Origin of the sequence: Streptomyces sp. NBC_00122 (genome assembly GCF_045160845.1) — a bacterium.
GTDB lineage: Bacteria > Actinomycetota > Actinomycetes > Streptomycetales > Streptomycetaceae > Streptomyces.
This window is the reverse complement of record NZ_CP108191.1, coordinates 1,344,307-1,367,352: the sequence shown is the minus strand read 5'-3', so window position 1 is coordinate 1,367,352 and position 23,046 is coordinate 1,344,307. Positions and strand designations below refer to the sequence as shown.

General features: G+C 73.1%; 28 protein-coding genes. 16 read left to right on the top strand and 12 right to left on the bottom strand.

Going from position 1 to position 23,046, the window contains the following annotated elements:
* Window positions 1–148: 148 nt before the first annotated feature.
* The 4 genes from OG737_RS06490 to OG737_RS06475 all read left to right on the top strand — a co-directional run bounded on the left by OG737_RS06490 (window position 149) and on the right by OG737_RS06475 (window position 2,540).
* Window positions 149–361: a helix-turn-helix transcriptional regulator gene (locus OG737_RS06490; protein WP_328925175.1), complete on the top strand. Its 213-nt coding sequence runs from the start codon at window positions 149–151 to the stop codon at window positions 359–361.
* Complete coding sequence (locus tag OG737_RS06485; protein WP_405921274.1) at window positions 361–669, top strand: Scr1 family TA system antitoxin-like transcriptional regulator; 309 nt, start codon at window positions 361–363, stop codon at window positions 667–669. The genes OG737_RS06490 and OG737_RS06485 overlap by 1 nt, the downstream gene beginning before the upstream one ends.
* A complete protein-coding gene (locus OG737_RS06480; RefSeq protein WP_328925173.1) occupies window positions 654–854 on the top strand; it encodes a DUF397 domain-containing protein in 201 nt (66 codons plus the stop codon). The genes OG737_RS06485 and OG737_RS06480 overlap by 16 nt, the downstream gene beginning before the upstream one ends.
* Window positions 855–1,241: 387 nt before the next feature.
* On the top strand, window positions 1,242–2,540 hold the full coding sequence (locus tag OG737_RS06475; RefSeq protein WP_405921273.1) for a DUF1906 domain-containing protein: 1,299 nt from the start codon (window positions 1,242–1,244) through the stop codon (window positions 2,538–2,540).
* Here the strand turns inward: OG737_RS06475 and OG737_RS06470 are convergent.
* Together OG737_RS06470 and OG737_RS06465 are read right to left on the bottom strand one after the other, a co-directional pair.
* Complete coding sequence (locus tag OG737_RS06470; protein ID WP_328925171.1) at window positions 2,537–3,064, bottom strand: pyridoxamine 5'-phosphate oxidase family protein; 528 nt, start codon at window positions 3,062–3,064, stop codon at window positions 2,537–2,539. The genes OG737_RS06475 and OG737_RS06470 overlap by 4 nt on opposite strands.
* Before the next feature lie 36 nt (window positions 3,065–3,100).
* A complete protein-coding gene (locus OG737_RS06465) occupies window positions 3,101–3,829 on the bottom strand; it encodes a VWA domain-containing protein (protein ID WP_328925170.1) in 729 nt (242 codons plus the stop codon).
* 237 nt (window positions 3,830–4,066) lie between these two features.
* On the opposite strand from OG737_RS06465, the gene OG737_RS06460 reads away from it, so the two are divergent.
* From OG737_RS06460 to OG737_RS06450, 3 genes are read left to right on the top strand one after another with little or no spacing between them, the layout of a single operon-like run.
* Window positions 4,067–4,177 (top strand): SDR family oxidoreductase, encoded by a 111-nt coding sequence (locus OG737_RS06460; protein ID WP_405921272.1) that lies wholly within the window; start codon window positions 4,067–4,069, stop codon window positions 4,175–4,177.
* 44 nt (window positions 4,178–4,221) lie between these two features.
* A complete protein-coding gene (locus OG737_RS06455; RefSeq protein ID WP_328925169.1) occupies window positions 4,222–4,773 on the top strand; it encodes a hypothetical protein in 552 nt (183 codons plus the stop codon).
* Between the two features lie 43 nt (window positions 4,774–4,816).
* Entirely contained in the window at window positions 4,817–5,164 is a 348-nt protein-coding gene (locus OG737_RS06450; RefSeq protein WP_405921271.1) for a hypothetical protein, read from the top strand.
* Here the strand turns inward: OG737_RS06450 and OG737_RS06445 are convergent.
* Window positions 5,157–5,594: a hypothetical protein gene (locus OG737_RS06445; RefSeq protein WP_405921270.1), complete on the bottom strand. Its 438-nt coding sequence runs from the start codon at window positions 5,592–5,594 to the stop codon at window positions 5,157–5,159. The two genes, OG737_RS06450 and OG737_RS06445, sit on opposite strands and share 8 nt — an antisense overlap.
* A gap of 124 nt (window positions 5,595–5,718) precedes the next feature.
* Here OG737_RS06445 and OG737_RS06440 point away from each other — a divergent pair, with 124 nt between their 5' ends.
* Entirely contained in the window at window positions 5,719–6,438 is a 720-nt protein-coding gene (locus tag OG737_RS06440) for a class I SAM-dependent methyltransferase (protein WP_405921269.1), read from the top strand.
* 38 nt (window positions 6,439–6,476) lie between these two features.
* Here OG737_RS06440 and OG737_RS06435 read toward each other — a convergent pair whose 3' ends face one another.
* Window positions 6,477–7,475 carry an acyl-CoA dehydrogenase family protein gene (locus OG737_RS06435; protein WP_328925165.1) on the bottom strand — a complete coding sequence of 333 codons (999 nt, stop codon included), beginning with the start codon at window positions 7,473–7,475 and terminating at the stop codon, window positions 6,477–6,479.
* The gene (locus tag OG737_RS06430) at window positions 7,475–8,656 is read right to left on the bottom strand and encodes an acyl-CoA dehydrogenase family protein (RefSeq protein WP_405921268.1); all 1,182 of its coding nucleotides are present in this window, start codon (window positions 8,654–8,656) and stop codon (window positions 7,475–7,477) included. Before OG737_RS06430 ends, OG737_RS06435 begins: the two co-directional genes overlap by 1 nt.
* An 85-nt stretch (window positions 8,657–8,741) precedes the next feature.
* Here OG737_RS06430 and OG737_RS06425 point away from each other — a divergent pair, with 85 nt between their 5' ends.
* From OG737_RS06425 to OG737_RS06405, 5 genes are all read left to right on the top strand, one after another.
* Window positions 8,742–9,524, top strand: coding sequence for an SDR family oxidoreductase (locus OG737_RS06425; protein ID WP_328925163.1), 783 nt, complete (start codon window positions 8,742–8,744; stop codon window positions 9,522–9,524).
* A 15-nt stretch (window positions 9,525–9,539) separates the two neighbouring features.
* Window positions 9,540–10,166 (top strand): TetR/AcrR family transcriptional regulator, encoded by a 627-nt coding sequence (locus OG737_RS06420; protein WP_328925162.1) that lies wholly within the window; start codon window positions 9,540–9,542, stop codon window positions 10,164–10,166.
* 20 nt (window positions 10,167–10,186) lie between these two features.
* Complete coding sequence (locus OG737_RS06415) at window positions 10,187–11,344, top strand: acetyl-CoA C-acetyltransferase (RefSeq protein WP_405921267.1); 1,158 nt, start codon at window positions 10,187–10,189, stop codon at window positions 11,342–11,344.
* A 503-nt stretch (window positions 11,345–11,847) separates the two neighbouring features.
* Entirely contained in the window at window positions 11,848–12,054 is a 207-nt protein-coding gene (locus tag OG737_RS06410; protein ID WP_328925160.1) for a cold-shock protein, read from the top strand.
* 101 nt (window positions 12,055–12,155) lie between these two features.
* Window positions 12,156–13,829: a DEAD/DEAH box helicase gene (locus OG737_RS06405; protein ID WP_328925159.1), complete on the top strand. Its 1,674-nt coding sequence runs from the start codon at window positions 12,156–12,158 to the stop codon at window positions 13,827–13,829.
* 69 nt (window positions 13,830–13,898) lie between these two features.
* Here the strand turns inward: OG737_RS06405 and OG737_RS06400 are convergent, their stop codons facing one another.
* From OG737_RS06400 to OG737_RS06380, 5 genes are read right to left on the bottom strand one after another with little or no spacing between them, the layout of a single operon-like run.
* The gene (locus OG737_RS06400) at window positions 13,899–14,828 is read right to left on the bottom strand and encodes a tyrosine-protein phosphatase (protein WP_405921266.1); all 930 of its coding nucleotides are present in this window, start codon (window positions 14,826–14,828) and stop codon (window positions 13,899–13,901) included.
* Window positions 14,829–14,858: 30 nt separating this feature from the next.
* Window positions 14,859–15,932 (bottom strand): nitronate monooxygenase, encoded by a 1,074-nt coding sequence (locus tag OG737_RS06395; RefSeq protein WP_328925157.1) that lies wholly within the window; start codon window positions 15,930–15,932, stop codon window positions 14,859–14,861.
* Between the two features lie 4 nt (window positions 15,933–15,936).
* Window positions 15,937–16,695 (bottom strand): CoA-transferase, encoded by a 759-nt coding sequence (locus OG737_RS06390; protein ID WP_328925156.1) that lies wholly within the window; start codon window positions 16,693–16,695, stop codon window positions 15,937–15,939.
* Window positions 16,692–17,552, bottom strand: a complete 861-nt coding sequence (locus OG737_RS06385) for a CoA-transferase (protein WP_328925155.1) — start codon at window positions 17,550–17,552, stop codon at window positions 16,692–16,694. Before OG737_RS06385 ends, OG737_RS06390 begins: the two co-directional genes overlap by 4 nt.
* Window positions 17,549–18,298, bottom strand: a complete 750-nt coding sequence (locus tag OG737_RS06380; protein ID WP_328925154.1) for an enoyl-CoA hydratase family protein — start codon at window positions 18,296–18,298, stop codon at window positions 17,549–17,551. The genes OG737_RS06385 and OG737_RS06380 overlap by 4 nt, the downstream gene beginning before the upstream one ends.
* Window positions 18,299–18,354: 56 nt before the next feature.
* On the opposite strand from OG737_RS06380, the gene OG737_RS06375 reads away from it, so the two are divergent.
* The gene (locus tag OG737_RS06375; RefSeq protein WP_328925153.1) at window positions 18,355–19,119 is read left to right on the top strand and encodes an SDR family oxidoreductase; all 765 of its coding nucleotides are present in this window, start codon (window positions 18,355–18,357) and stop codon (window positions 19,117–19,119) included.
* 1 nt (window position 19,120) lies between these two features.
* Window positions 19,121–20,032 carry an SDR family oxidoreductase gene (locus OG737_RS06370; RefSeq protein WP_328925152.1) on the top strand — a complete coding sequence of 304 codons (912 nt, stop codon included), beginning with the start codon at window positions 19,121–19,123 and terminating at the stop codon, window positions 20,030–20,032.
* A 144-nt stretch (window positions 20,033–20,176) separates the two neighbouring features.
* Here the strand turns inward: OG737_RS06370 and OG737_RS06365 are convergent, their stop codons facing one another.
* Window positions 20,177–20,650, bottom strand: coding sequence for a MarR family transcriptional regulator (locus tag OG737_RS06365; protein WP_328925151.1), 474 nt, complete (start codon window positions 20,648–20,650; stop codon window positions 20,177–20,179).
* A gap of 111 nt (window positions 20,651–20,761) precedes the next feature.
* Between OG737_RS06365 and OG737_RS06360 the strand changes: the two genes are divergently transcribed.
* Complete coding sequence (locus OG737_RS06360) at window positions 20,762–22,177, top strand: MFS transporter (RefSeq protein ID WP_405680068.1); 1,416 nt, start codon at window positions 20,762–20,764, stop codon at window positions 22,175–22,177.
* A gap of 153 nt (window positions 22,178–22,330) precedes the next feature.
* On the opposite strand, the gene OG737_RS06355 is transcribed toward OG737_RS06360, so the two are convergent.
* Window positions 22,331–22,999, bottom strand: coding sequence for an HAD family acid phosphatase (locus OG737_RS06355; protein WP_405680069.1), 669 nt, complete (start codon window positions 22,997–22,999; stop codon window positions 22,331–22,333).
* Between the last annotated feature and the right edge of the window lie 47 nt (window positions 23,000–23,046).

Genomic DNA, 23,046 nt, shown 5'->3' with positions numbered 1-23,046 from the left:
TGACACAGCGCCCGCCACGTCCCCGACCAGGGGTGGCGGGCGCTGTGGCGTTCCGTAGCCGTACCAATTGCGTTCCGCTGCCTGCTCCGGGTGGCGAGGACTACGCTTTTCGTGGAGCGAGGGCACTGCGGAAGCGGGGAGTTGGCTCATGGCTGATCCGAAGGGCGAGGGTGGAGCTCAGACACCGGAGGAGTTCGCCCGCGAGGAACTGCGGGGGCGACGCGAGGCGGCCGGGCTGACCCAGGAGGGGCTGGGCGAGCGGATCTTCACCACCGGGTCGTACGTCGGACAGATGGAGAACGGCGTGTGGGTTGTCCTGCACGAGTCGGTGCTGCGGACGGCGGTCGGGGGCCTGCCGTGATGGCCGCTCAGCTGCGCCACATCTCGTCGTACGTCCGGGCCCACCGGATCACCGCGCAGGTCGTGCCGTTCTCGGCCGGTGCCCACGGGGCCCCGGGTTCGATGATGACCAGCATGCAGTTCGCCGATGCGCCGGACGTGGCCTATACGGAAGGGCCTCACGCCGGGCAGCTGCTCGATTACCCGGCCCTGGTCCAACGCCACTGGAAAACATACGATCTCGCCAGGGCCGCTGCGCTGTCGCCGGAGGCGTCCTTGACCCTGATCGAGTCGGTGGCGGAGGAGTACGCGGCATGCACGCAGACGTGAACGGCTTGTCCTGGCGGAAGTCCTCGTACAGCAACGGAGAGGGCGGCAGCTGCGTCGAGGTGTCCGACGACCTCCGCGGTGTCGTCCCCGTCCGCGACAGCAAGCTCGCCGGCCTCAGCCCGGTGCTGGTGTTCCCGGCGGACGCGTGGGCTCCGTTCATCCGGGCTGTGAAGGCTCAAGCCTGATCTCGTACCGCAACTGCTGACGCCCCGCCTGCATGACCATCACGTCGTAGGCGATGTGGGCCGGACGGCGCACCGGTTCGCCCGGCCCGAGGCGCAGTTGCTCACGTTCCTCCTGATGGCGGGGTGAGGGGGAAGGGCGGCCGAAGCCAACGCAACTGGCTTCGGCCGCCCCTCGACCATACCGGCGCCCCGGCAAGGGAGGCGCCTCGTTCGGGTGGCAGTGGGCTCTCGACGAACTGGGCCTGGCCGCCGGGGCGGACCGGAGCCCCAGCAGCGGAGCTGCCCCGAGGTGGCCGACGGGTGCTGGGCAAGGGCTAGGCCGAACGGGGCATGTGCCCGGCGGATGCGTGCAGTTGAGGCGGATTTCGTCTGGTAACAGTGGGCCACATGCCCACCCGAACGATGCTGAGCGTGCTGCTCGGCGCCGCCCTGCTGCTCCCCGTCCTGCCGGCCGCCACCGCCGCCGCCGACGCGCGGGCCGTCGACTACCACGGGCTGCGCCTGGCCGTCCCCGCCGACTGGCGGGTCGTCGACCTCGACCGCGAGCCCGGCGCCTGCCTGCGCCTCGACCTGCCCACCCTGTACCTCGGCCACGCCGGCACCCAGGCGGAATGCACCGGCCGGGCCGTCGCCCGCCGCGCCGACACCCTGCATCTCGAACCCCTCGACACGGCCCCGCCGCGCGCCGACATCCCCACCGTCGCCGTGGACTCCGCCGACGCCCTGCCCGAGGCCCCGGCCCGGACCGACAGCAACGAACTGCGGTACGCCCTGCTCCGGCCCCGGGTCATGGCCACCGTTTCGTACGGGGACGCGCCCGACGCCGTCCGCAGGGTCCTGTCGCGCGCCCGCGCCCTGTCCGCCGACGCGCCCGCCGCCCCCGGCGCCCCCGCGCGTCCCGCCGCCCCCGCACTGGCCACCGGCGCCGCGCGGACCCGTAACGCCCAGGAGCCCTTCACCGGCGAGGGCTTCGACGCCTGTACCGCCCCGACCCAGGAGTCCATGGACACCTGGCGGGCCGATTCCCCCTTCGGCGCGGTCGGCATCTACATCGGCGGCGGCGCCCGTGCCTGCGCCCAGCCGCAGCTCACGGCCGCGTGGGTGCGCCGGCAGGCCGAGGCGGGCTGGCACCTCATGCCGATCTGGGTGGGCCGACAGCCCTGGAACAGTTCCGGCACCGGCCTGTCCACCGATCCCTCCGAGGCCGACGAGCAGGGCCGGTCCGCCGCCGAAGGGGCGGCGGCCGCGGCCGGGTCGCTGGGCCTGGAAGCGGGCACGGTGCTCTACAACGACCTGGAGAACTACACCGACCGCGACACCTGGGACGCCCCCGTCGTCGCCTACCTGACCGCCTGGACGGTCCGGCTGCACGAGCTCGGCTACCGCTCGGCCGCCTACGTCTCGGCGAGCTCCGGGGCGCAGGCGCTGAGCGCCCACCACGACCAGGCCCCCGAGGCCATGCCGGACGTACTGTGGGTCGCCCGCTGGAACGGCGCGGCCTCCGTCACCGATGCCGACATGGGCCTGCCCAACGGCACGACCCAGTGGCACGGGCCGCGCCGCGCCCACCAGTTCCGCGGCGACCACGACGCGGCCTACGGCGGGGTCAGGATCAACATCGACCGCAACTGGGTCGACGTCGATCCCTCCGCCTTCGGGACCGGCGCCGTCTTCCCGCTCAGCTAGGCCTCAAGGCCGGCGCCCGGCGCCGGGTCTTCGCGCGGCGGCTCGTCGTCGTTGCCCCGGCGGATGGTGCGCAGGCCGCGCGCCGGGGTCCACGACCGCACCACCAGGTCATCGCCCTCCACGCCGATGTGGACGACTTCCGTCAGGTCGGCGTGGAAGAGGTGGAACGGGTGGGGGCTCTCCGTCTCCTCCGCGTACCGGTGCAGCTCCGGCGGGTCCACGATCTCGATGGCGCGCCCGGAGATCCGTACGTCGCCGTCCGGCATCTCCTCGCCCGCGCCCGGATTGGTGTGCAGGGCGAACCGCGGGTCGCGCTGGAGGTCCCTGGCCTTCATCGAGCCCGCCATCATGCCGAGCCACAGCTCCCCGCCCCGGAAGTCGACATTCAGCCCGGCCACCCGGGGGGAGCCGTCCTTGCGCAGGGTGGCCAGGACGTGGTGCGGGAACTGCGCGAAGCGGGCCCGGACGGCCGCCGCGAACTCCGGCTCCGCCTTCTCGAATGCTGCCCAGTTGTTCGTCGTCATGCGTCCATCAAAGCGTGTGGGTCCGACGGCCGCCGCTCAGGCGCGCACGATGCCCGCTCCGCGCGCCGCCGCCAGCCAGGCCGGGAAATCGCCGACCAGGCGGTCGTACAGCTCCGGATCGGGGACGGCACGCGGATCCGCCCCCGCGTGGAAGTAGCCCGCGTTGTCCACCACGCGCCGGGACGGGACGGGCAGTTCGTCCAGGCGGCGCAGGAAGTCGAACTGCGTGCTGCGCGTGTTGCCGAAGCCGACGAACTGCCAGAACAGCGGCAGGCGGGCCGCCTTGCACAGGTACTTCTCCGCGGCGAGCTTGTTGACCGGCCCGCCGTCGGTCTGGAAGACGACCAGGGCCGGCTGCGCGGACCCCGAGTCCAGGTAGTGGTCGATCACCGCGTCCATCGCCGCGTGGTAGGCCGTCTTGCCCATGTGGCCGAGGCGGGAGGCGATCTCGGTGACCCGCCCGGCGTGCCCGGCGAGGGTGATCTCCTCCACCGCGTCGACGTCCGTGGAGAAGAAGACCACCGGCACCCGGCCGTCGTCGTCCAGGTGCGCGGACAGGCCCAGCACCCGGTCGGCGAGGGCCTGCACGCTGCCGTCCTCGTAGTACGGGCGCATCGAACCGGAGTAGTCCAGCACCAGGTAGACGGCGGCGCGCCCGCCCTCCAGGCCGTACTTGCGCAGGGAGACCCCGGCGCTCTTGTAGAGGCTCACGAGCGCCGGAGCCGTTTCCTCGACCTTGCGGAGGTTGATCGCACTGCCCGTCATGCGGCCGAGATTACGGGAGGCCCGGCAGCGTGCCTACGGGCGCTTGCCGAGCTCCTCGATGTCGTCGAGCATGCGGGCGGCCAGGTCGCGCTCGGAGGCGTAGTACCGCTCGGCCCACCTGAGGGCGAGCGTCGGGGACCGGATCCGGGTCAATTCCGTGCACCCGGGGGCCGTCGACACGCCGATGGTGGCCGACGCGGTTGCGGCCGGGACTGGTCCCACGTACCGCTGGGGCGGATGGGGCGGCCGCAGGAGGTCGGAGAGCTGGTCCTCTTCCTCTGCTCGGACGCGTCCTCGTACGTGACGGGCGCGGAGTTCGCGGTGGACGGCGGGATGACGGCGGGATGACGGCCGGGCGGGGTTCCCGCCCGGACCCCGGGCATGATGTGTCCATGACTGAATTGGTGCGGAGGGTGACGGGGGCGTTGCTCCGCAACTGCCTGCTCCTGGCGGCGGAGTCCGGCGCCATCTGGCTGCTCCGGGGCCCCGAGGGCGCCTGGATCCCGGTCCTGCTGGCCGTGTTCGTCGTCGGCGCCGCCGTACCGCACGGCACGGACGCGGAGTTCGTGGCCCGCACCGCCGTCGCGCTCGTCGCGGTCGGCGTCGCGGTGCTCGGCGGGATCACCTGGGACCGGCACACCCTCCACGACCGGGGCCGCGAGGAGGCGGCGGTGGTCGCCTCGCGCACCATGGTGGAGGACGGCTCGGGCCGCTCCCCGTCGCTGCGCCTGCGTACGGCGGCCGGCCGCGACCTGCCCGGCCCGGTGTCCCTGGACCTCGCGGTCGGCGCCCGCGTGACGGTGACGGCGGACCCCGACGGCCCGGCCTGGGCCGTGGGCACCCGCCCGGCCCCGCCGGTCTGGCACGCGGTCGGCACGGGGGCCCTGCTCCTGCTCCAGACGCTCACCCTCGGCCGGCTCTCGCTGCGCCGCCCCAGGGCGTGAAAGCCGCTGGTCGACGCATTGCTCATGGCTCTAGGGTCGCCGCATGTCCACGACCACCCTCTGGCGGCCCACCGGCCCCGTCGAGCTCGACCTGGTCCGCGCCCTCGACTGGCGGGCCTGGCCGCCGCGCCTGCCCGAGCAGCCCATCTTCTACCCGGTCCTGAACGAGGACTACGCGATCCGCATCGCCCGCGACTGGAACGTCAAGCACTCCGGGGTGGGCTTCGTGACCCGCTTCGAGGTCGACTCGGCCTTCCTGGCCCGGTACCCGGTGCAGCAGGCCGGCGGCGAGACCATCCTGGAGCTGTGGGTCCCGGCGGAGGAACTCGACGAGTTCAACGCGCACATCGTCGGCCGCATCGAAGTGGTGCGCGAGTTCCGCCCTACTTGATGGTGTAAGAGCAGCCCTTCGCGGTCTTGACGCCGTCGCTCTCCGCGACCTTCTTGCCGTCGACCTTGATGACACAGGGGGCCTGCTGCAGCTTGCCGTCGGGGCCCGTGACCGTGCCCGGGACGACGTTCACGAGGTAGCCCACCTTCTGCTCCGCGGCGGTGAGTTCGACGGTGCCCGTCTTCGTCCACGGCAGCGTCTGCTGCTCGAACCCGCTGTCGACGCCGCTGTACATGACCGCCGTCCTGCCCGTGCCGCCGACTTCCAGGGTCACCTCGTGCGTCGTGCCGCCGGCCTTGGCCGCAGGCGCCGACGCGGGGCTCTGCGACGCCGCCGCGGGCTTGCCGCCTTCCGCGGCGGCCTTCGGGGTGCCGCTTCCGCAGCCGGTGAGCAGCACCGCCACCGCGGCGCACAGCGTCATCCCGGTCATCGTCCTTCGCATGGTCCCCGAACCTCGTTCCGCGTCATCCGTCGATCGTGTCCGGAGATCCCATCACATCCCCTGCCGACTATTCACCTTGGTGCCGGAGGGCGTGATCGAAAACAATGACCGTATGACGAAACGAGCCCGTTCATTCGACGCCGCCGCCGAGCTCTACCAGGCCTACCGCCCCGGGTACCCGGCCGCGCTCTTCGACGCCGTCGAGGAACTCGCCGGGCGGCCGCTCGCCGGGGCGAGGGTGGCCGACGTGGGGGCGGGGACCGGGATCGCCACCGCCCTGCTGCACGCCCGCGGGGCCGAGGTCGTCGCCGTGGAGCCCGGGGACGGGATGGCCGCCGAGTTCCGGCGGGTGAACCCCGGGATCGCCCTCGTGCGCGGGGACGGCGACCGACTGCCGCTGGCCGACGGGGCGTTCGACCTGCTCACCTATGCCCAGGCCTGGCATTGGACCGACCCCGAGCGCTCCGTCCCCGAGGCCCGCCGCGTCCTGCGCCCCGGCGGCGCGCTCGCGCTCTGGTGGAACGACCCGGACATGTCCGTCCCCTGGATCGCCGAGCAGGACGAGCGGCTCCGGGCCTTCTTCGGGGTGAGCGGGCTCCCCGCGCGGCAGTCGCCAGGGCTGGACGTCACCACCCGCGAAGTGCGGTGGTCCCGGAGGGTCCCGTTGGCGGCGCACCTCGCCAACCTCACAAGCCACTCCGCGTTCCTGCTGCTCGGCGAGGACGGCACCCGCGCGTTCGTCGACGCCGAGCGCGCACGGCTGGAGTCCCTCTTTCCGGACGGCACGGTCGAGGAGTCCTACGTCGTCACGCTCCGCGTCGCCGTCTTCTGAGCCGGCTCCCCACTCGCCGCCAAGGGAGCTACCACCGCCTACCGCCGCACCCGCGGCTGAAGGACCTCCGCCCGGCACGCCGCGGGAGTGCCCCACGCGTCGCGCAGCGGGCGGGCCTTGCGCAGCCACAGGGACAGGTCCAGCTCCTCCGTGTAGCCGACCGCGCCGTGCAGCTGGAGGGCCGTCCGCGCCGCGGCGTACGAGGCCTCGCCCGCGGTGAGCTTCGCCGCCGCCACGTCGCCCGGCGTCAGTGTCAGCGCCGCCGCCCAGAGCAGGGGCCGGGCGAACTCCAGGCCCAGCAGGGTGTCCGCCAGGCGGTGCTTGACCGCCTGGAACGACCCGATCGGCGTCCCGAACTGCGTGCGCTGCTTCGCGTACTCCACCGTCCGGTCCAGCAGGGTCTCGCCGACGCCCAGGCACTGGGCCGCCGTCAGCAGCCGGGCCCAGCGCCCCGCCGCCTCCGCGGCCGCCGCGACGGCCGGGCCCGCCGCGAGCAGTTCCCCGCCGCCCGACGGGACCGAGAGCCTGCGGGCCGGGTCCAGGGAGGCCGCCGCCGCGCCCGCCGCCGTGTCCGCCAGGCGCAGTTCGCCCGACGCCGACACGGTGAAGCAGTACGTGGCCGCGTCCGCGTCCAGGGCGTACGGACTGGCGCCCGGCAGCGTCAGCGTCGCCGAGGCCTCGCCCGTCACCAGCCCCGGGAGGAAGCGTTTCGCCGGCCCCTCGTCACCCAGCTCGGACAGGAGCACCGACACGGCCGCCGTCTCCACCACCGGCCCCGGCATCCCGGCCCGGCCCAGCTCCACGAAGCCGAGGGCCAGTTCCAGCGGGAGCGGTCCCAGGCCTCCCGCGTCGCCGCAGGCCTCCGGCACGGCCAGCGCGAACAGGCCCGTACCGGCGAGCCGCGCCCACAGCGCCCGCCCCGGTCCGTGCCCGCCGCCCGCCCAGGCCCGTACCGCCGCCGGGACGTCCGCCGAGCCCAGCAGGGAGCGCAGCGTACGGGCGAAGTCCGACTGCTCGTCGGTCGGCAGGAAGCGCATCAGCGGCGGCCCTTCGGAAGGCCGAGCAGCCGCTCGGCGATGATGTCGCGCTGGATCTCGTTGGTCCCCGCGTAGATGGGCCCCGCGAGCGAGAAGACCCACGGTTCGGCCCACTCGCCCCCGGCGAGCTCCGCGTCCGGACCCAGCAGGTCCAGGGCCGTCTCGTGCAGGGCGATGTCGTACTCGGACCAGAACACCTTGTTCAGGCTGGACTCGGCGCCGATGTCCCCCACTCTCGGCTCCGCTCGCGCGGGGGTGCCCCCACCGCCCGCCGCGAAGCGGGAGGCGCCCGCCCAGGTGAACAGCTCGTAGGCGCGCGCCCCGACCACCGCGTCCGCGACCCGGTCGCGCAGCGCGGTGTCGGACGGATCGCCCTGCGCCCGCCACAGGGCGACGAGCCGGTCGGCAGCGGCCAGGAAACGGCCGGGCGAGCGCAGTGTCAGCCCTCGCTCGTTGCCGGTGGTGGCCATCGCGATCCGCCAGCCCTGCCCCGGCTCCCCGATCACGTCCCCGTCCGGTACGAAGACCTGGTCTAGGAAGAGCTCCGCGAAGGCCGGCTTGCCGTCCAGGCGGCCGATGGGCCGCACCGTCACCCCGGGCGCCCGCAGGTCGAACATCAGGTACGTGAGCCCCTGGTGCGGTTTCGGCGCGTCCGGGTCCGTCCGGAAGATGCCGAAGGCGCGATCGGCGAACGCGGCCCGCGAGGACCAGGTCTTCTGCCCGGACAGCAGCCAGCCGCCCTCGGTGCGTACCGCCCGCGACGTCAGCGAGGCCAGGTCGGAGCCCGATTCCGGCTCCGACCAGGCCTGGGCCCAGACCGTCTCGCCGCTCGCCATGGAGGGCAGCACCCGCGCCCGCTGCTCGTGCGTCGCGTGGTCGAAGAGGGTGGGTGCCAGGAGGCTGATGCCGTTCTGCGAGACCCGGCCCGGCGCGCCCGCCGCCCAGTACTCCTCCTCGAACACCAGCCACTTCACGATGTCCGCGTCCCGGCCCCCGTACTCCTGCGGCCAGGACACCACCGACCAGCGGTCCGCGTGCAGGAGCGCCTCCCACTCCCGGTGGGCGGCGAAGCCCTCCTCGGTCTCCAGGGAGGGCAGGGGCACGGCGGGCACGTGGGCGGCCAGCCAGGCCCGGGCCTCGGCCCGGAAGGCCTCCACCTCCGCCGTCTGGGTCAGGTCCATCAGGTGCTCGCCCCCTCCGCGACAACTTCCCTAACAAGTGTTTGGTAGGTTAACGTACGACCATGAGCAGCGTCGAGGAGTTCGCATGAACGAGCCCCGGTACACCGCCGGTCACCACCTGCTGGAGGACCGCACCGCCGTCATCACCGCCGCCGCCGGCGCCGGGATCGGCGGCGCCACCGCCCGCCGCTTCCTGGAGGAGGGCGCCCGCATCGTCATCGGCGACGCCCACGCCCGCCGCCTGGAGGAGACCGAGAAGGCGCTCGCCGCAGAGTTCGGGGCCGGTCGCGTCGCCTCCCTGCCCTGCGACGTCACCGACGAGGACCAGGTGGGAGCCCTCTTCGCGCTCGCCGAGCAGACCCACGGCGGCCTCGACATCGTCGTCAACAACGCCGGCCTCGGCGGCACCTGCGACCTCGTCGACATGACCGACGAACAGTGGTCCCGCGTCCTCGACGTCACGCTGAACGGCACCTTCCGCTGCACCCGCGCCGCGCTGCGGTCGCTCAAGGCGTCCGGCACCGGCGGGGTCGTCGTCAACAACGCCTCCGTCGTCGGCTGGCGCGCCCAGACCGGGCAGGCCCACTACGCCGCCGCCAAGGCCGGGGTGATGGCACTGACCCGCTGCGCGGCGCTGGAGGCCGCCGAGTTCGGCGTACGGGTCAACGCGGTCGCCCCGAGCCTGGCCATGCACCCGCACCTGGTGAAGGTCACGAGCCAGGCCCTGCTCACCGAACTCACCGCCCGCGAGGCCTTCGGCCGCTACGCCGAGCCCTGGGAGGTCGCCAACGTCATCGTCTTCCTGGCCAGCGGCTACTCGTCGTACATGACCGGCGAGACCGTGTCGGTCAGCAGCCAGCACCCGTAGGCCGAGAATGGACGCGTGCCAACCAACAAGCCGACAGCCAAGAAGAAGCCGCAGGTGACGGCCACGCCCGAACGGCGTCGCGAACTCCTCGACACCGCCGCCGAGGTGTTCGCCGCGCAGGGCTACAACGCCACGACCGTCCGCAAGATCGCCGACGCCGCCGGGATGCTCGCCGGCAGCCTCTACTACCACTTCGATTCCAAGGAATCGATGCTCGACGAGATCCTCTCCGCCTTCCTCACCGAACTGTGGGAGGGCTACGACACCGTCCTCGCGGCCGGTCTCGGCCCCAGGGAGACCATCGAGGCCCTCGTCACCGAATCGTTCCGGGAGATCGACCGGCACCGCGCCGCCGTCGCGATCTACCAGAAGGAATCCCGCACCCTCTCCGCCCAGCCCCGCTTCCACTACCTCTCCGACTCGCAGGTGAAGTTCGAGAAGGCCTGGCTCGGGACGCTGGAGCGGGGGGTCGCCGCCAAGGTCTTCCGCGCCGACCTCGACATCCGCCTCACCTACCGCTTCGTGCGCGACACGGTGTGGGTGGCGGCGTCCTGGTACCGGCCGGGCGGCCAGCACAGCCCCGAGGAGATCGCCCGCCAGTACCTGTCGATGGTGCTGGACGGGATCGCCGTACGCGCCTGACCCCGACCCGAGGAGTTCCGATGCCCGAGGCATACATAGTCGAAGCGGTCCGCACCCCCGTCGGCCGGCGCAAGGGAGGGCTGGCCGAGATCCACCCGGCCGACCTCGGCGCGCACGTCCTGAGGGCGCTCGTCGAGCGGTCCGGCGTCGACCCGGCCGCCGTGGAGGACGTGGTGTTCGGCTGCCTCGACACGGTGGGGCCGCAGGCGGGGGACATCGCGAGGACGGCATGGCTCGCGGCCGGCCTGCCCGAGGAGGTGCCCGGGGTCACCGTCGACCGCCAGTGCGGGTCTTCGCAGCAGGCGGTGCACTTCGCGGCACAGGGCGTGCTCTCCGGCACCCAGGACCTGGTGGTCGCCGGCGGCACCCAGAACATGTCGATGATCCCGATCGCCTTCGCCTCACGGCAGGCCGCGGAGCCGCTCGGCCTCACCGAGGGCCCGTACGCGGGGAGCGCCGGCTGGCGGGCCAGGTACGGCGACGCACCCGTGAACCAGTTCCACGGCGCGCAGCTGATCGCCGAGAAGTGGGGCATCTCGCGCCGCGACATGGAGGAGTTCGCGCTCCGGTCCCACCAGCGGGCGCTGCGCGCGATCGACGAGGGACGTTTCGCGCGGGAGACGGTGGCTTACGGGGACGTGACGGTGGACGAGGGCCCCCGCAGGGACACGTCGCTGGAGAAGATGGCCGGCCTGCGGCCGGTCGTGGAGGGCGGCACCATCACGGCGGCGGTCTCCTCCCAGGTCTCGGACGGCGCCGCGGCGATGCTGATCGCCTCCGAGCGGGCGGTACGCGAACACGGCCTGCGGCCGCGGGCCCGCATCCACCACCTGTCGGTCCGGGGCGAGGACCCGATCCGCATGCTGTCGGCGCCGATCCCGGCCACCGCGTACGCGCTGAAGAAGACGGGCATGACGCTCGCCGACATCGATCTGGTGGAGATCAACGAGGCGTTCGCCCCGGTGGTGCTGGCCTGGCTGAAGGAGACGGGAGCGGACCCCGAGCGGGTCAACGTCAACGGCGGCGCGATCGCGCTCGGCCACCCGCTGGGCGCGACGGGCGTGAAGCTGATGACGACGCTGCTGCACGAACTGGAGCGCACGGGCGGCCGCTTCGGCCTCCAGACGATGTGCGAGGGCGGTGGCCAGGCCAACGTGACGATCATCGAGCGGCTGTAACCGGTGGCGCGGCCCCGCGGCCCCGCGGCCCCGCGGCTCGCCGGCCGGAGGCCGGCGCAGGCTCGCGAAGCCGGGGAGGCCCCCCGGGGCCGAGCGGTGCGAGGGGGCCGTGAGGGAGGGGCCGATGTGCGAGGGCGGTGGCCAGGTCAACGTGACGATCATCGAGCGGCTGTAAGCGCTCCGTCTGACCGCGACGGCGCGGCGGCCGGACCCGTAGACCTCGGCCGCGCGCCGCGCGGCCGCCGCGCCCGCCTCGGCGGAGGTCTCCTTCGGTGGCGGGGCGCCCGCTTCCGGCGGCCCCGCAGACGCGCGAGTACCACGAAGGGCGCAGGTCACACGCACGCGGCCACACTCCCCGGCAGACGTGTGCTAGCTTAGAGCTCGTTGCAGTTGTGGTACCCATGAACTTTATGTGCGCCTGACGGGAATGTTCCTCAGGCGCTTTTATTGTTTTGCCGGAATCTCCGGATGGGGCCCTTTGCCGCCTATTCAGGAGATTTAAAATGGCACTTGGCACCGTGAAGTGGTTCAACTCGGAAAAGGGCTTCGGCTTCATCGAGCAGGACGGTGGCGGCCCGGACGTCTTCGCCCACTACTCGAACATCGCCACCTCTGGCTTCCGTGAGCTCCAGGAGGGCCAGCGCGTGTCCTTCGACGTGACGCAGGGCCAGAAGGGCCCCCAGGCGGAGAACATCCTCCCCGCCAACTAAGTATTTCAGCTTGCCGGGGTCCGCACCGTGAGGTGCGGGCCCCGGCTTGTCTGCTGTTTCGACCTTTGTTTTACCTGCCGGTTTCAGGAGGGCTTTCTCGCATGACCAGCTCCAGCTCCGCACGACCCAGCCGTCGCCCCACCCGGGGTCGAGGTGCGGCTCAGGGACGTCCGAAGGCTGGCGCGGGACGGCAGAAGTCCGCGCCCGTTGCCAGGCCCCAGGAATTCACCATGCCCGAGCCGATCGCCCCGGCGCTGCCGCCGGTCGCCGCGTTCGAGGACATGGACATGCCCGAGGCGCTGCTGAAGACCCTCGCCGCCCAGGGCGTCACCGAGCCGTTCCCGATCCAGGCCGCGACGCTGCCGAACTCGCTGGCCGGCCGTGACCTGCTCGGCCGCGGCCGCACCGGTTCCGGCAAGACGCTGGCCTTCGGCCTGGCGCTGCTGGCCCGCACCGCCGGCCGCCGCGCGCAGCCCAAGCAGCCGCTCGCGCTGGTCCTCGTACCGACCCGTGAGCTCGCGCAGCAGGTGACCGACGCCCTGGCCCCGTACGCCACGGCCGTCAACCTGCGCATCGCGACCGTCGTCGGCGGTATGTCGATCAACCGGCAGTCCGGTGCCCTGCGCCGTGGCGCCGAGGTCCTCGTCGCCACCCCCGGCCGCCTCAAGGACCTCATCGACCGCGGTGACGCCGACCTCTCGCAGGTCGCGATCACCGTCCTCGACGAGGCCGACCAGATGACCGACATGGGCTTCATGCCGCAGGTCACCGCCCTGCTCAAGCAGGTCGAGGCCGGCGGCCAGACCATGCTGTTCTCGGCGACGCTGGACAAGAACATCGACAAGCTCGTCAAGATGTTCCTGACCGACCCGGTCGGCCACTCCGTCGACCCGTCGGCCGGCGCCGTCACGACGATGGAGCACCACGTCCTGTACGTCATGGACGAGACCGACAAGAAGGCCGTGGCGACGCGCATAGCGGCCCGCGACGGCCGGGTGATCATGTTCGTGGACACCAAGCGCGGTGTCGACCGCATGGTCAAGAAGCTCCTGGCGGACGGCGTCCGCGCCTCCGGCCTGCACGGCGGACGCTCGCAGCCGCAGCGCAACCGGACCCTCGACTGGTTCAAGACGGGCGAGGTCACCGCGCTGGTGGCGACGAACGTCGCGGCGCGCGGCATCCACATCGACGACCTCGACCTCGTCGTCAACGTGGACCCGCCCACCGACCACAAGGACTACCTGCACCGCGGCGGCCGTACCGCCCGCGCCGGCGAGTCCGGCAGCGTGGTCACCCTGGTGCTGCCCGACCAGAAGCGGGACATGACCCGCCTGATGTCGGACGCCGGGATCTCCCCGCGCACCGCGCAGATCAAGTCCTCCGACGAGGAGCTGTCCCGCCTGACCGGCGCCAAGGAGCCCTCGGGCATCCCGGTGGTGCTGGAGGTGCCGCAGCCGACCGCGCCGAAGCAGCGCAGCGGCTCCGGTTCCGGCTCCGGTGCGCGCCGCCGGTCCGGTGGACCCCGTACCGCCTCCGCCACGGGCGGCGCTCCGGCGGCCGGCGGCCGTGGCCGCCGCTCCGGTGGCGGCGCGTCCGGGCAGGCCCCCGCGGCCTCCGGGTCGGGCCAGGCCCGCCGCGGCCAGGGCGGCGCCTCCGGCGCCGGCTCGGCCGGCCAGGGCCGGCGTACCGGGGGCGGCGCCTCCGGTGGCGCGGCCGCGGCTTCCGCGCGCAGCCGGGTCGGCTCCGGCGGCCAGGGCCGCCGCCGGGCGGTCTGACACCCGCAGAGACGTACGACGACGCCGGGCACTGCTTCTCGCGAGCAGTGCCCGGCGTCGTGCTGTCCGCTAGCGGACCATCTTGTTCTGGAGCTTCGCCAGCGTCCGCAGGTCCAGCCCGAGGCCGTCCGTCAGATAGCCGTAGAAGCTTCCGTAGTCGGCCTCCAGCTGCGCCGTCGCGGAATCCAGGTAGTCCTGGCGGACCTCCTGGAGCGGAATCAGCAGATCGGGGTTCTGCATCCGCCCGGACTGCCCCAGACCGGCCCGCACCTGGGCGTCGTAGGCGGCGCGGAACGTGTTCGACGCCAGGTAGTCGCGCCCGGCGGCGTCCTCGGGGACGGCCAGCGCCCGCAGCAGTACGTAGCTCATCCAGCCGGTGCGGTCCTTGCCGGACGTGCAGTGGTACAGGAGCGGGCCCTGGCCGCCGTCCGCGATCTCCCGCACGGTCGCCGCGAACTGCGCCCGGTTCTCGGGGCTGGTCACGAACGTGCGGTAGATGTCGCGCATGTACGCCTCGGCGCGGCCGCCGCCGAGCATCTGCTCCTGCTTGACGGGGTCACCGCTGGAGATCGCGCCGACGAGGGTCCCGTACAGGCCGAGGTCGCTGACCGGGCGGGAGGTGGCGGCGAGCCCCACGGGCAGCCTGTCGGCGCCGTCGTACTGGAGCTCCATCGGGATGCGGAAATCGACGACCTTCGTGAGGCCGAGACCGGAGACGGTGGTGACGTCGGCGTCGGTCAGCTTGTTCAGTGCGTCGGAGCGGTAGACGAGCCCCTGGCGGACCTGGCCGCCGGTGTACGTGCGGTAGCCGCCGAGGTCGCGGAGGTTGACGGCGCCCTTGAGGGGGATCTGACGGATCGATTCCGCCTGGAGGTGGTGGTGCCGGGCACGGGCCCCGGCTCCGGGCGCCGCCGCCGCGTACGCGGAAGCGGGCAAGGTCCCGATGGCGAGGGCGGAGGCGAGGACCGCGGTCGCCAGGCGGATTCGGGCACGGCTCATGGAGGCGACTCCTGTGACGGAGAAGGGGGATCACCCTGGTGGTGGCAGGGTGCGGAGCGAGTGCAGTGACGCGAGTACCTGCTGTGCTTCGGCCATGACGCGGGAGACGAGCTCCGCACAGGACGGGACATCGTCGATCACCCCCGCGACCTGGCCCGATGCCATGACACCGAGGTCCGTACGGCCCTCGACCATGGACGCCTTGAGGAGCATGGGGGTGTTCGCGGCGAGCAGGACCTGGCTCCAGGACAGGTCCTTGCCGTGTTTCATCGCCAGGCCGTCGCGCACCATCTGCGCCCAGCTCAGACCGGAGATCCTGCGGAAGCCCGCCGCGTGCCGCACCGCCCTGGCCAGCGCCCGGGCGCGGCCCGCCCGCTCCAGGGCGTCGACCAGCTCGGTGCGCAGCATCCGGTGCGGCAGGCCGTCGACGGCCGTGGTCACGGTGACGTCCTTGACGGTGGCCTTCAGGTACTCGGCCTTCACGGCGTCCGGGACGGTGGAGTCCGTGGTCAGCAGGAAGCGGGTACCCATGGCGATGCCCGCGGCCCCGTAGGACAGGGCCGCGACCAGGCCGCGGCCGTCGCTGAAACCGCCCGCCGCGATCACCGGGATGTCCACGGCGTCGACGACCTGGGGCAACAGCACCGTCGTGGCCACGTCCCCGGTGTGCCCGCCGCCCTCACCGCCCTGCACGATCACCGCGTCCGCGCCCCACGCGGCCACCTTCTCGGCGTGCCGGCGGGCGCCGATGCTCGGGATGACGACCACGCCCGCGTCCTTGAGCCGGGCGATCAGCTCCCGCGAGGGCGCGAGGGCGAAGGAGGCGACCTTGACCCCCTCGTCGATGATCAGCCGGGCGCGTTCGGCCGCGTCGCCGGCGTCCGCGCGCAGGTTGACCCCGAAGGGAGTCCCCTCCGGGATACGGGACTTGACCTCGCGGACCGCCGACCGCAGCTGGTCCAGGGTCATCGTCGCCGACGCCAGGATCCCGAGGGCTCCGGCGCCCGCCGCGCCCGACACCAGACGCGGTCCCGCGACCCAGCCCATGCCCGTCTGCACGATCGGGTGCTCGACGCCGACCAGCTCGGTGAATGCCGTCCGCATCGGATCAGCCCCGCACTTCGCGGTCGCGCAGGCCCTCGGGGTCGATCACCTCGCGGATCAGCCGCAGCTCCGCCGCGGTCGGCTCCCGCGTGTACGGGACCTCCTCCGCGTTTCCGAGCTCGAAGCCGGTGGCCGCCCGGACCTGCTCGACTGCGACCCCCGGGTGGAGGGAGGCCAGGCGCATCGAGCGGCCGGGGCCCGTGAAGTCGAAGACGCCGAGATCGCTGACCACCCGGGGCAGGCGGTGGTAGCGGGTCACCCCGGCGGCCTCCGCGCGGTCGTGACCGACACCGCTGACCATGTCGACGCGCTCCACGAACACCCGGGCCGAGTGCTTGGGGATCCAGTAACTCACGGGATTGTTCAGGGTGTTGACGGGCGCACCGCGCACGCCCAGGAGCTGGCGGGCCGGCCGCGCCCAGTCGCCGATGCAGGAGATGTTCTGGTTACCGAACCGGTCGATCTGGCTGGCGCCCATCATCACGTGCCGCCTGCCCCCGGTGACCATGGTCAGGTGGCGCCGGTACGGGAGCCAGCCCTCGACCGTGCCGTCGAGGCCGACGAGCATCGCTTCGCCGTCGGTCAGGAGCAGGTCGGGGGAGAAGGTCCGCTTCGCGAGCCTGGCCCCGAAGGAGGGGATCAGGCCCATAGGGCTGGCGAGCACCTCGCCGTTGTCGCGCCAGGCCTCGGCGCAGGCGATCACGCAGTACTCGGCGCGGGTGGGCGGGAGAAGGGGGGCGCGGGTGACGGTCGCGGTGGTCACTGCTGCTCCTCGTGCCAGGTCCGGACGGCTGACTGGTAGTCGTGCTCGCTCCCGCCGGAGAGGAAGCGGGCGGCGAACTCGGGCCAGGGGGTGGTCGCGTAGAGCTTCTGGAAGGCCTCGTCGCGCTCGTAGTCGGGGACGCAGGAGGTGAAGTGCGCGCCGTTGGGGGTCTCGACGACCCCGGTGACGGAGTGGCGGCTGACGAGGAGGGACTGCGGGGGACCGGCCTTGGTGAGCTCGGCGGTCTCGACGAGCTGCTCGCAGGAGACGTACGCGGCGTCCGCTGCCTCGCAGAACAGGTCGTCGAAGTACGGGTCCGGGCCCAGGTACTGGGCGTTGCCGAGGCGGTCGGCTCGGTTCATGTGGACCAGCGCGGCGTCCATGCGCAGGGCGGGGACGGCGACGAGCTCCTCGCCGTCGGCGTAGGGGGAGGTGACGGTCCGCAGCTCCGGGTTGACCCGCATCACGTCCGAGCCGAGGCCGGCCCGGACGGGGAGGAAGGGGAGCCGGTTGGCGGCGGCGTGCAGGCCCCACATGAACATGGCCTCGTCGAGTTCGGTGAGGGTGAAGGCGGCGCGCTCGCGGGCGGCCCGGAAGTGGGGCTCCAGCGGGATCGAGTCGAGGGTGGCGAACGGGGCGACCAGTCTGCTGATGCGGCCCGCGGCGGCCAGCAGGCCGACGTCGGGGCCCCCGTAGGAGATCACGGTGAGATCGGTGATCGTGGAGCGGAGCAGCGCCCGCACCAGTGCCATGGGCTTGCGCCGGGAGCCCCAGCCGCCGATGCCGAGCGTCATCCCGCTGCGCAGCTGCCCGACGACCTCTTCCGGGGTCAGTACCTTGTCTGTCCTGCCGGTCATGGACGCTGTTCCTTCCCGAAGGTGTCACGGACGCGGTCGGCGACCCCGCTGAGGTTGGCCTCGAAGGTGAAGCCCTGCTCGAAGCGATAGCTGCGGCGCACGTCGACGGGGTCGATGCCGTTGATGGCGGCCTTGGCCAGCCGCAGCAGGTAGCCGTCCTTCTTCGCGATCTCGGCGGCCAGCTCCAGGGCCGCGGTACGCAGTTCCCCGCGCGGGACGACCTGCCAGACCGAGCCGTGCGCGTGCAGTTCGGCGGCGGTCGCGGTGCGTGAGGTGTAGTAGAGGGTGCGCATCAGGTGCTGGGGGACCAGGCGGGCCAGGTGGGTGGCGGCGCCGAGCGCGCCCCGGTCCAGCTCGGGCAGGCCGAAGGCGGCGTCGTCGCTCGCCACGATCGCGTCGGCGTTGCCCACGAGCCCGATGCCGCCGCCCAGGCAGAAGCCGTGCACGGCCGCGACGACCGGCACCTCGCACTCGTACACGGCGGCGAAGGCCTCGGAGCAGCCCCGGTTGGCGCCGATCAGGGAGGCGTGGCCGGTGTCGCGCTGCATCTCCTTGATGTCGACGCCGGCGTTGAAGCCCCGGCCTTCGGCGGCGAGGACGACGCACCGGACCTCGGGGTCGCGGCCCGCGGTCCGCAGCGCGTCGGCGAGGTCGTACCACCCCTGCACGGGCAGCGCGTTGACGGGTGGGAAGTCGACTGTGACAAGTGCGATGCCCTTGCCGGGGCTTGAGGTGGAGACACCCATGAGCGGATCAGCTACCTTTCCACCAAACATTTGTTAGGTGAGGAAGGTAGCAGCCCATGGAGCTGGACGGGAGGGTCGTCGTCGTCACGGGCGGAACCCGGGGCGTCGGCGCAGGGATCGCCCGGTCGTTCCTCGCGGCGGGCGCGCAGGTCGTGATCTGCGCACGGCGGCCGCCCGGGGAACCGGTTTCGGCGAACGGCCGCGAGGCGTCGTTCGTCCCGCTGGACCTGCGCGATCCGGCGGCCGTACGGGACTTCTTCGGCGCGGTCGCCGACCGGTACGGGCGGCTCGACTGCCTGGTCAACAACGCGGGCGGGACCCCGTACCGGCTGCTGGGGGAGGGCGAGGCGCAGCGCCACGCGCGGGTCGTCGAGCTGAACCTGGTGGCGCCGATGACGGCCTCGCTCGCCGCCCACCCGTGGCTGCGCCAGGCACGGGGCTCGGTGGTGATGATCGGCAGCGTCAGCGGGACCCGGCCCTCGCCGGGGACCGCGGCGTACGGGGCGGCGAAGGCGGGACTGGAGAACCTGGCCCGCTCCATGGCCGTGGAATGGGCCCCCGAGGTACGGGTGAACACGCTGGTCCTGGGCATGGTGCGGACCGAGCTGTCGCACCTGCACTACGGGGACGAGGCCGGTATCGCGGCGGTACGCGCGACCGTACCGCTCGGGCGGCTGGCGGAACCCTCGGACGTCGGGGACGCGGCGGTGTTCCTGGCCTCCGGCCGGGCGGGGTACGTGAGCGGGGCGAGCCTGCTCGTGCACGGGGGCGGGGAGCGCCCGGCGTTTCTTGATGCGGCAACTGTCAACAAGGAGAGCTGAGATGGCCGGTATCGCCGAAGGTCGGGTCGTGATCGTGACGGGCGCGGGGCGGGGGCTGGGACGGACCCACGCGCTGGCCTTCGCGGCGGAGGGCGCGAAGGTCGTCGTCAACGACCTGGGGGTGGGGCTGGACGGGGCGGCGGGGCCGCAGTCCCCGGCGGCACAGGTGGTCCGGGAGATCGAGGCGCTCGGCGGGGAGGCGGTGGCGCACGGCGGGGACGTCGCGACGCCGGAGGGCGCGGCCTCGCTGGTCCAGGCGGCGGTGTCCTCGTTCGGCCGCCTCGACACGCTGGTCAACAATGCCGGGTTCCTGCGGGACCGGATGCTGGTGAACCTGGACGAGGACGACTGGGACGCGGTCGTGCGGGTGCACCTGAAGGGGCACTTCCTGCCGCTGCGGTCGGCGGCCGGGTGGTGGCGGGCGGAGGCGAAGGCCGGCCGGCCGGTGGCGGCCCGGGTGGTCAACACCTCTTCGGGGGCCGGGCTGCTGGGCTCGGTCGGCCAGGGCAACTACAGCGCGGCCAAGGCGGGGATCCTGGGGCTCACGCTGGTCGCGGCCGCGGAGATGGGGCGCTACGGGGTCCAGGTCAACGCGATCGCCCCGGCGGCGCGGACCCGGATGACGGAGCGGGCCTTCGCCGAGACCATGGCGGCGCCGGCCGCCGGGGCGTTCGACGCGATGGCACCGGAGAACGTGTCGCCGCTGGTGGTGTGGCTCGGCGCGGACGCCTCCGCCGGGGTGACCGGGCGGGTGTTCGAGGCGGAGGGCGGGCGGATCACGGTGATGGAGGGCTGGCGCCCGGGTCCCACGGCGGACCGCGGCGCGCGGTGGACTCCCGCGGAGGCGGGGGAGGCCGCGGCGAAACTCCTCGCCGCGGCGGAGCCCGCGCACCCGGTGTACGGCTCGCGCTGAAGGTCGTCGGGCGGGCGGCCGGGCGGCCGGGTGCGCCGCCGTCGCCGGGACGGAGCCCGGGGGAGGTTCCGGGACGGAGCCCGGGCCGTCGGACCGGGTCGTCCGGGATCGGGCCGGGTCGTCCCGGGTCGTCGGGCCGGGTCGTCAGGAGTCCGAGAGGCGGGCCGCCGCGCGGAGCTGGCGGGCGTTCGAGCCCTGGAGGAAGCGGATCACCGTCTCCAGCTCCTCCGTCGTGAACTCGGCGCACAGCTCCGCGACCTCCCGCGCCCAGTCGTCGAACACCGGCCGGATCGCGTCCAGCCGCTCCGGCAGGGCCTCGACCAGGACGCGCCGCTTGTCCGTCGGGTGCTCGGCCCGGCGGACGAAGCCCTTGCGTTCCAGCCGGTCGACCAGGCCCGTCACCGAGGCCGGGGCCAGCCCCGACAGCTGGGACAGCTCCTTCGCCGTCAGTGGCCCGCGCCGCTGCAGCAGGTCCAGCGTCTTCGTCTCCGTCGCGCTCAGCCCCTGCTTCGCGGCCGCCGCCTCGTGGAACACCACCGTCGCCGCGCTGGTCTCCCGGCCCGTGCGGCCCAGCTCCTCCAGTACCTCCGCGCGTCGCGCGTCGACTTCTTCACCCATGGGGCCAGCCTACCAAGTCTTTCGTTCGCTCGAACGAAAGACTTGCGGCCATGCCTGCCCGCGTGCAATTCTTTCGTTCGTCCGAACGAAAGAGTTCTGGAGGCTGCTGTCATGACCCCGATCCCCTATCCACGCCGCTGGGCCGCCGCCGTCGTCATGATGGTGGCCGCGCTCATGGACCTGCTCGACGTCACCATCGTCAACGTCGCCATCCCCTCCATCGGCCGTGACCTGCAGGCCTCGCAGAGCGCCCTGCAGTGGCTCGTCTCCGCCTACCTGCTCGGCTTCGCCGCCACCCTGATCGTCTCCGGCCACCTCGGCGACCGGTACGGCCGCAAGACGCTCTTCCTGGCCGGGACGGCGGGCTTCGGCCTCGCCTCCCTCGCCTGCGGCGTCGCCCAGAGCCCCGGCCAGCTGATCGCCGCCCGCGCCGCCCAAGGGGTCATGGCCGCCCTGCTGATGCCCCAGGTGCTCGGCTCCTTCCGCACGCTGTTCCAGGGCAAGGAGCGCGGCGCCGTCTTCGGGATGTACGGAGCCGTCGCCGGCTTCGCCTCCGCCGTCGGGCTGCTGCTCGGCGGCCTGCTCACCGACGCCGACCTCTTCGGCTGGGGCTGGCGCTCGGTGTTCCTCGTCAACGTGCCCGTCGCGCTGGCCACGCTCGCCGCCGGCGCGGTTCTGGTCCCCGCCACCCGCGAGCGCGGCGCCGGCCGGCCAGACCTGCTCGGCAGCCTCGTCCTCGCCGGGGGCCTGATCGCCGTCGTGCTGCCGCTGGTCCAGGGCGAGGCCAACGGCTGGCCGCTGTGGGGCTGGCTGTGCCTGGCCGCCGGGGTGCTCGCCGTCACCGGCCTCGGCATCCTCGAAGCCCGGCGGCGCGGGGCGACCGTACCGCTGCTGCCCGCCCGGGCGTTCCGGCTGCCCGCTTTCTCCGTGGGCCTCGCCGTCCAGCTCCTCTTCGCCGTCGGCATGCAGGGCTTCTTCCTGGTCTTCGCGATATGGCTCCAGGGCGGCGAGGGGTACACCCCCATGCAGGCGGGCCTGGTCACCGTCGCCTTCTCCGTCGGCGGCTTCCTCACCGCCCCGGCCGCCGACGCCCTCGCCGTGCGCTTCGGCCGCCTCGTCCTCGCCGCCGGCGCGCTGCTGATGGCGGGCGGCTTCGCGGGGGTCTGGTACGCCGTGGCCCACTCCGCCGCGGAGCCCGTCGGCGCCTGGCCGCTCGTCCCCGGCCTGCTCGTCGCCGGCGGCGGACTCGGCTTCCTCGTGGTGCCGCTGGTGAACGTGGTGCTGTCCGCCGTCCCCGCCGACATCGCGGGCGGCGCCTCCGGGATCTTCTCCACTGCCCAGCAGTTCGGCGGCGCCCTCGGCGCGGCCGTCATCGGCTCCGTCTTCTTCGGAGCCCTCGCCGACAGCGGCCCGACCCGCGCCCTGACCACCGCGATGCCCTGGGTGAGCGCCGGATTCCTGCTCTGTGCGGTGCTGTGCCTGACGCTGCCCCGCACCGCGGTGTCCCCCGAGCCCGTGCCGGCGTAGCGGACCGGGAAACGAAGCGGGCCCGGCCCCCTGGCGAGGGGTCGGGCCCGGCTCCATCACTCGTGCGATGGGATATGACTACCCGCTACATCCACCCGCTGAACCGCGTTCCGCCCAACATGTTGGGACGGGCGCGGCCGGCGCGATGGAGGGTCAGGACAGCTTGCCGCCGTAGTCCGGCAGCTTGACGGTGAGCTCGGCGTGGCCGCCGACGAGGTCGCTCTGGTTGTTGCCGATGTTGGCGATGATCGTGTAGCCGCGGGCCTCGATCTCGGCGCGCTTGCCCGTCTTGTACGCGCTCACCTCGTCGAACAGGTCGGGCAGGTCGCGGACGTACAGGCCCGAGACCGGGTAGCCGACGGCCTTGAGGTTGTGCTCGGTCAGGGAGTACACGATTCCCGGGCGGGCCGTGACGAAGAAGATCGCCACCCCGCGGTCGTTCGCGTACCGGGTCAGCTCGCGGACCTTGGAGATCGCGGGGGTCGGGAAGGTCCAGAACCAGTGGAAGTCCGTCTCCAGCGAGCTGTTGTCGATGTCGAGCACGATCGCGGGCTTCTCGCCGGCGGGCGCGGCGGCGATGCGCTGCTCGATGGCGGGGCGGGCCGCGTCGACCACGGCGGCGACGTCGCGCTGCCAGGTGGCGTAGTCGATGCCCAGGATCGCCGCGTTCCCGCCGGGCGCGGACGCGGTGACGGTCCGGGTGACGGGGGCCGCCTCGGCCGCGGTGGCGGGCAGCAGGGTCAGGACGGCGGCCGCGACGGCCACGCCGGCGGCGGTGGCACGCGTGGTGCGGGTCGTGCGGGTGCGGCGGGTGCTGCGCATGGGGGGACGCTCCTCGGTCGCGCATTGGCATGTACGCGACCAGGGTT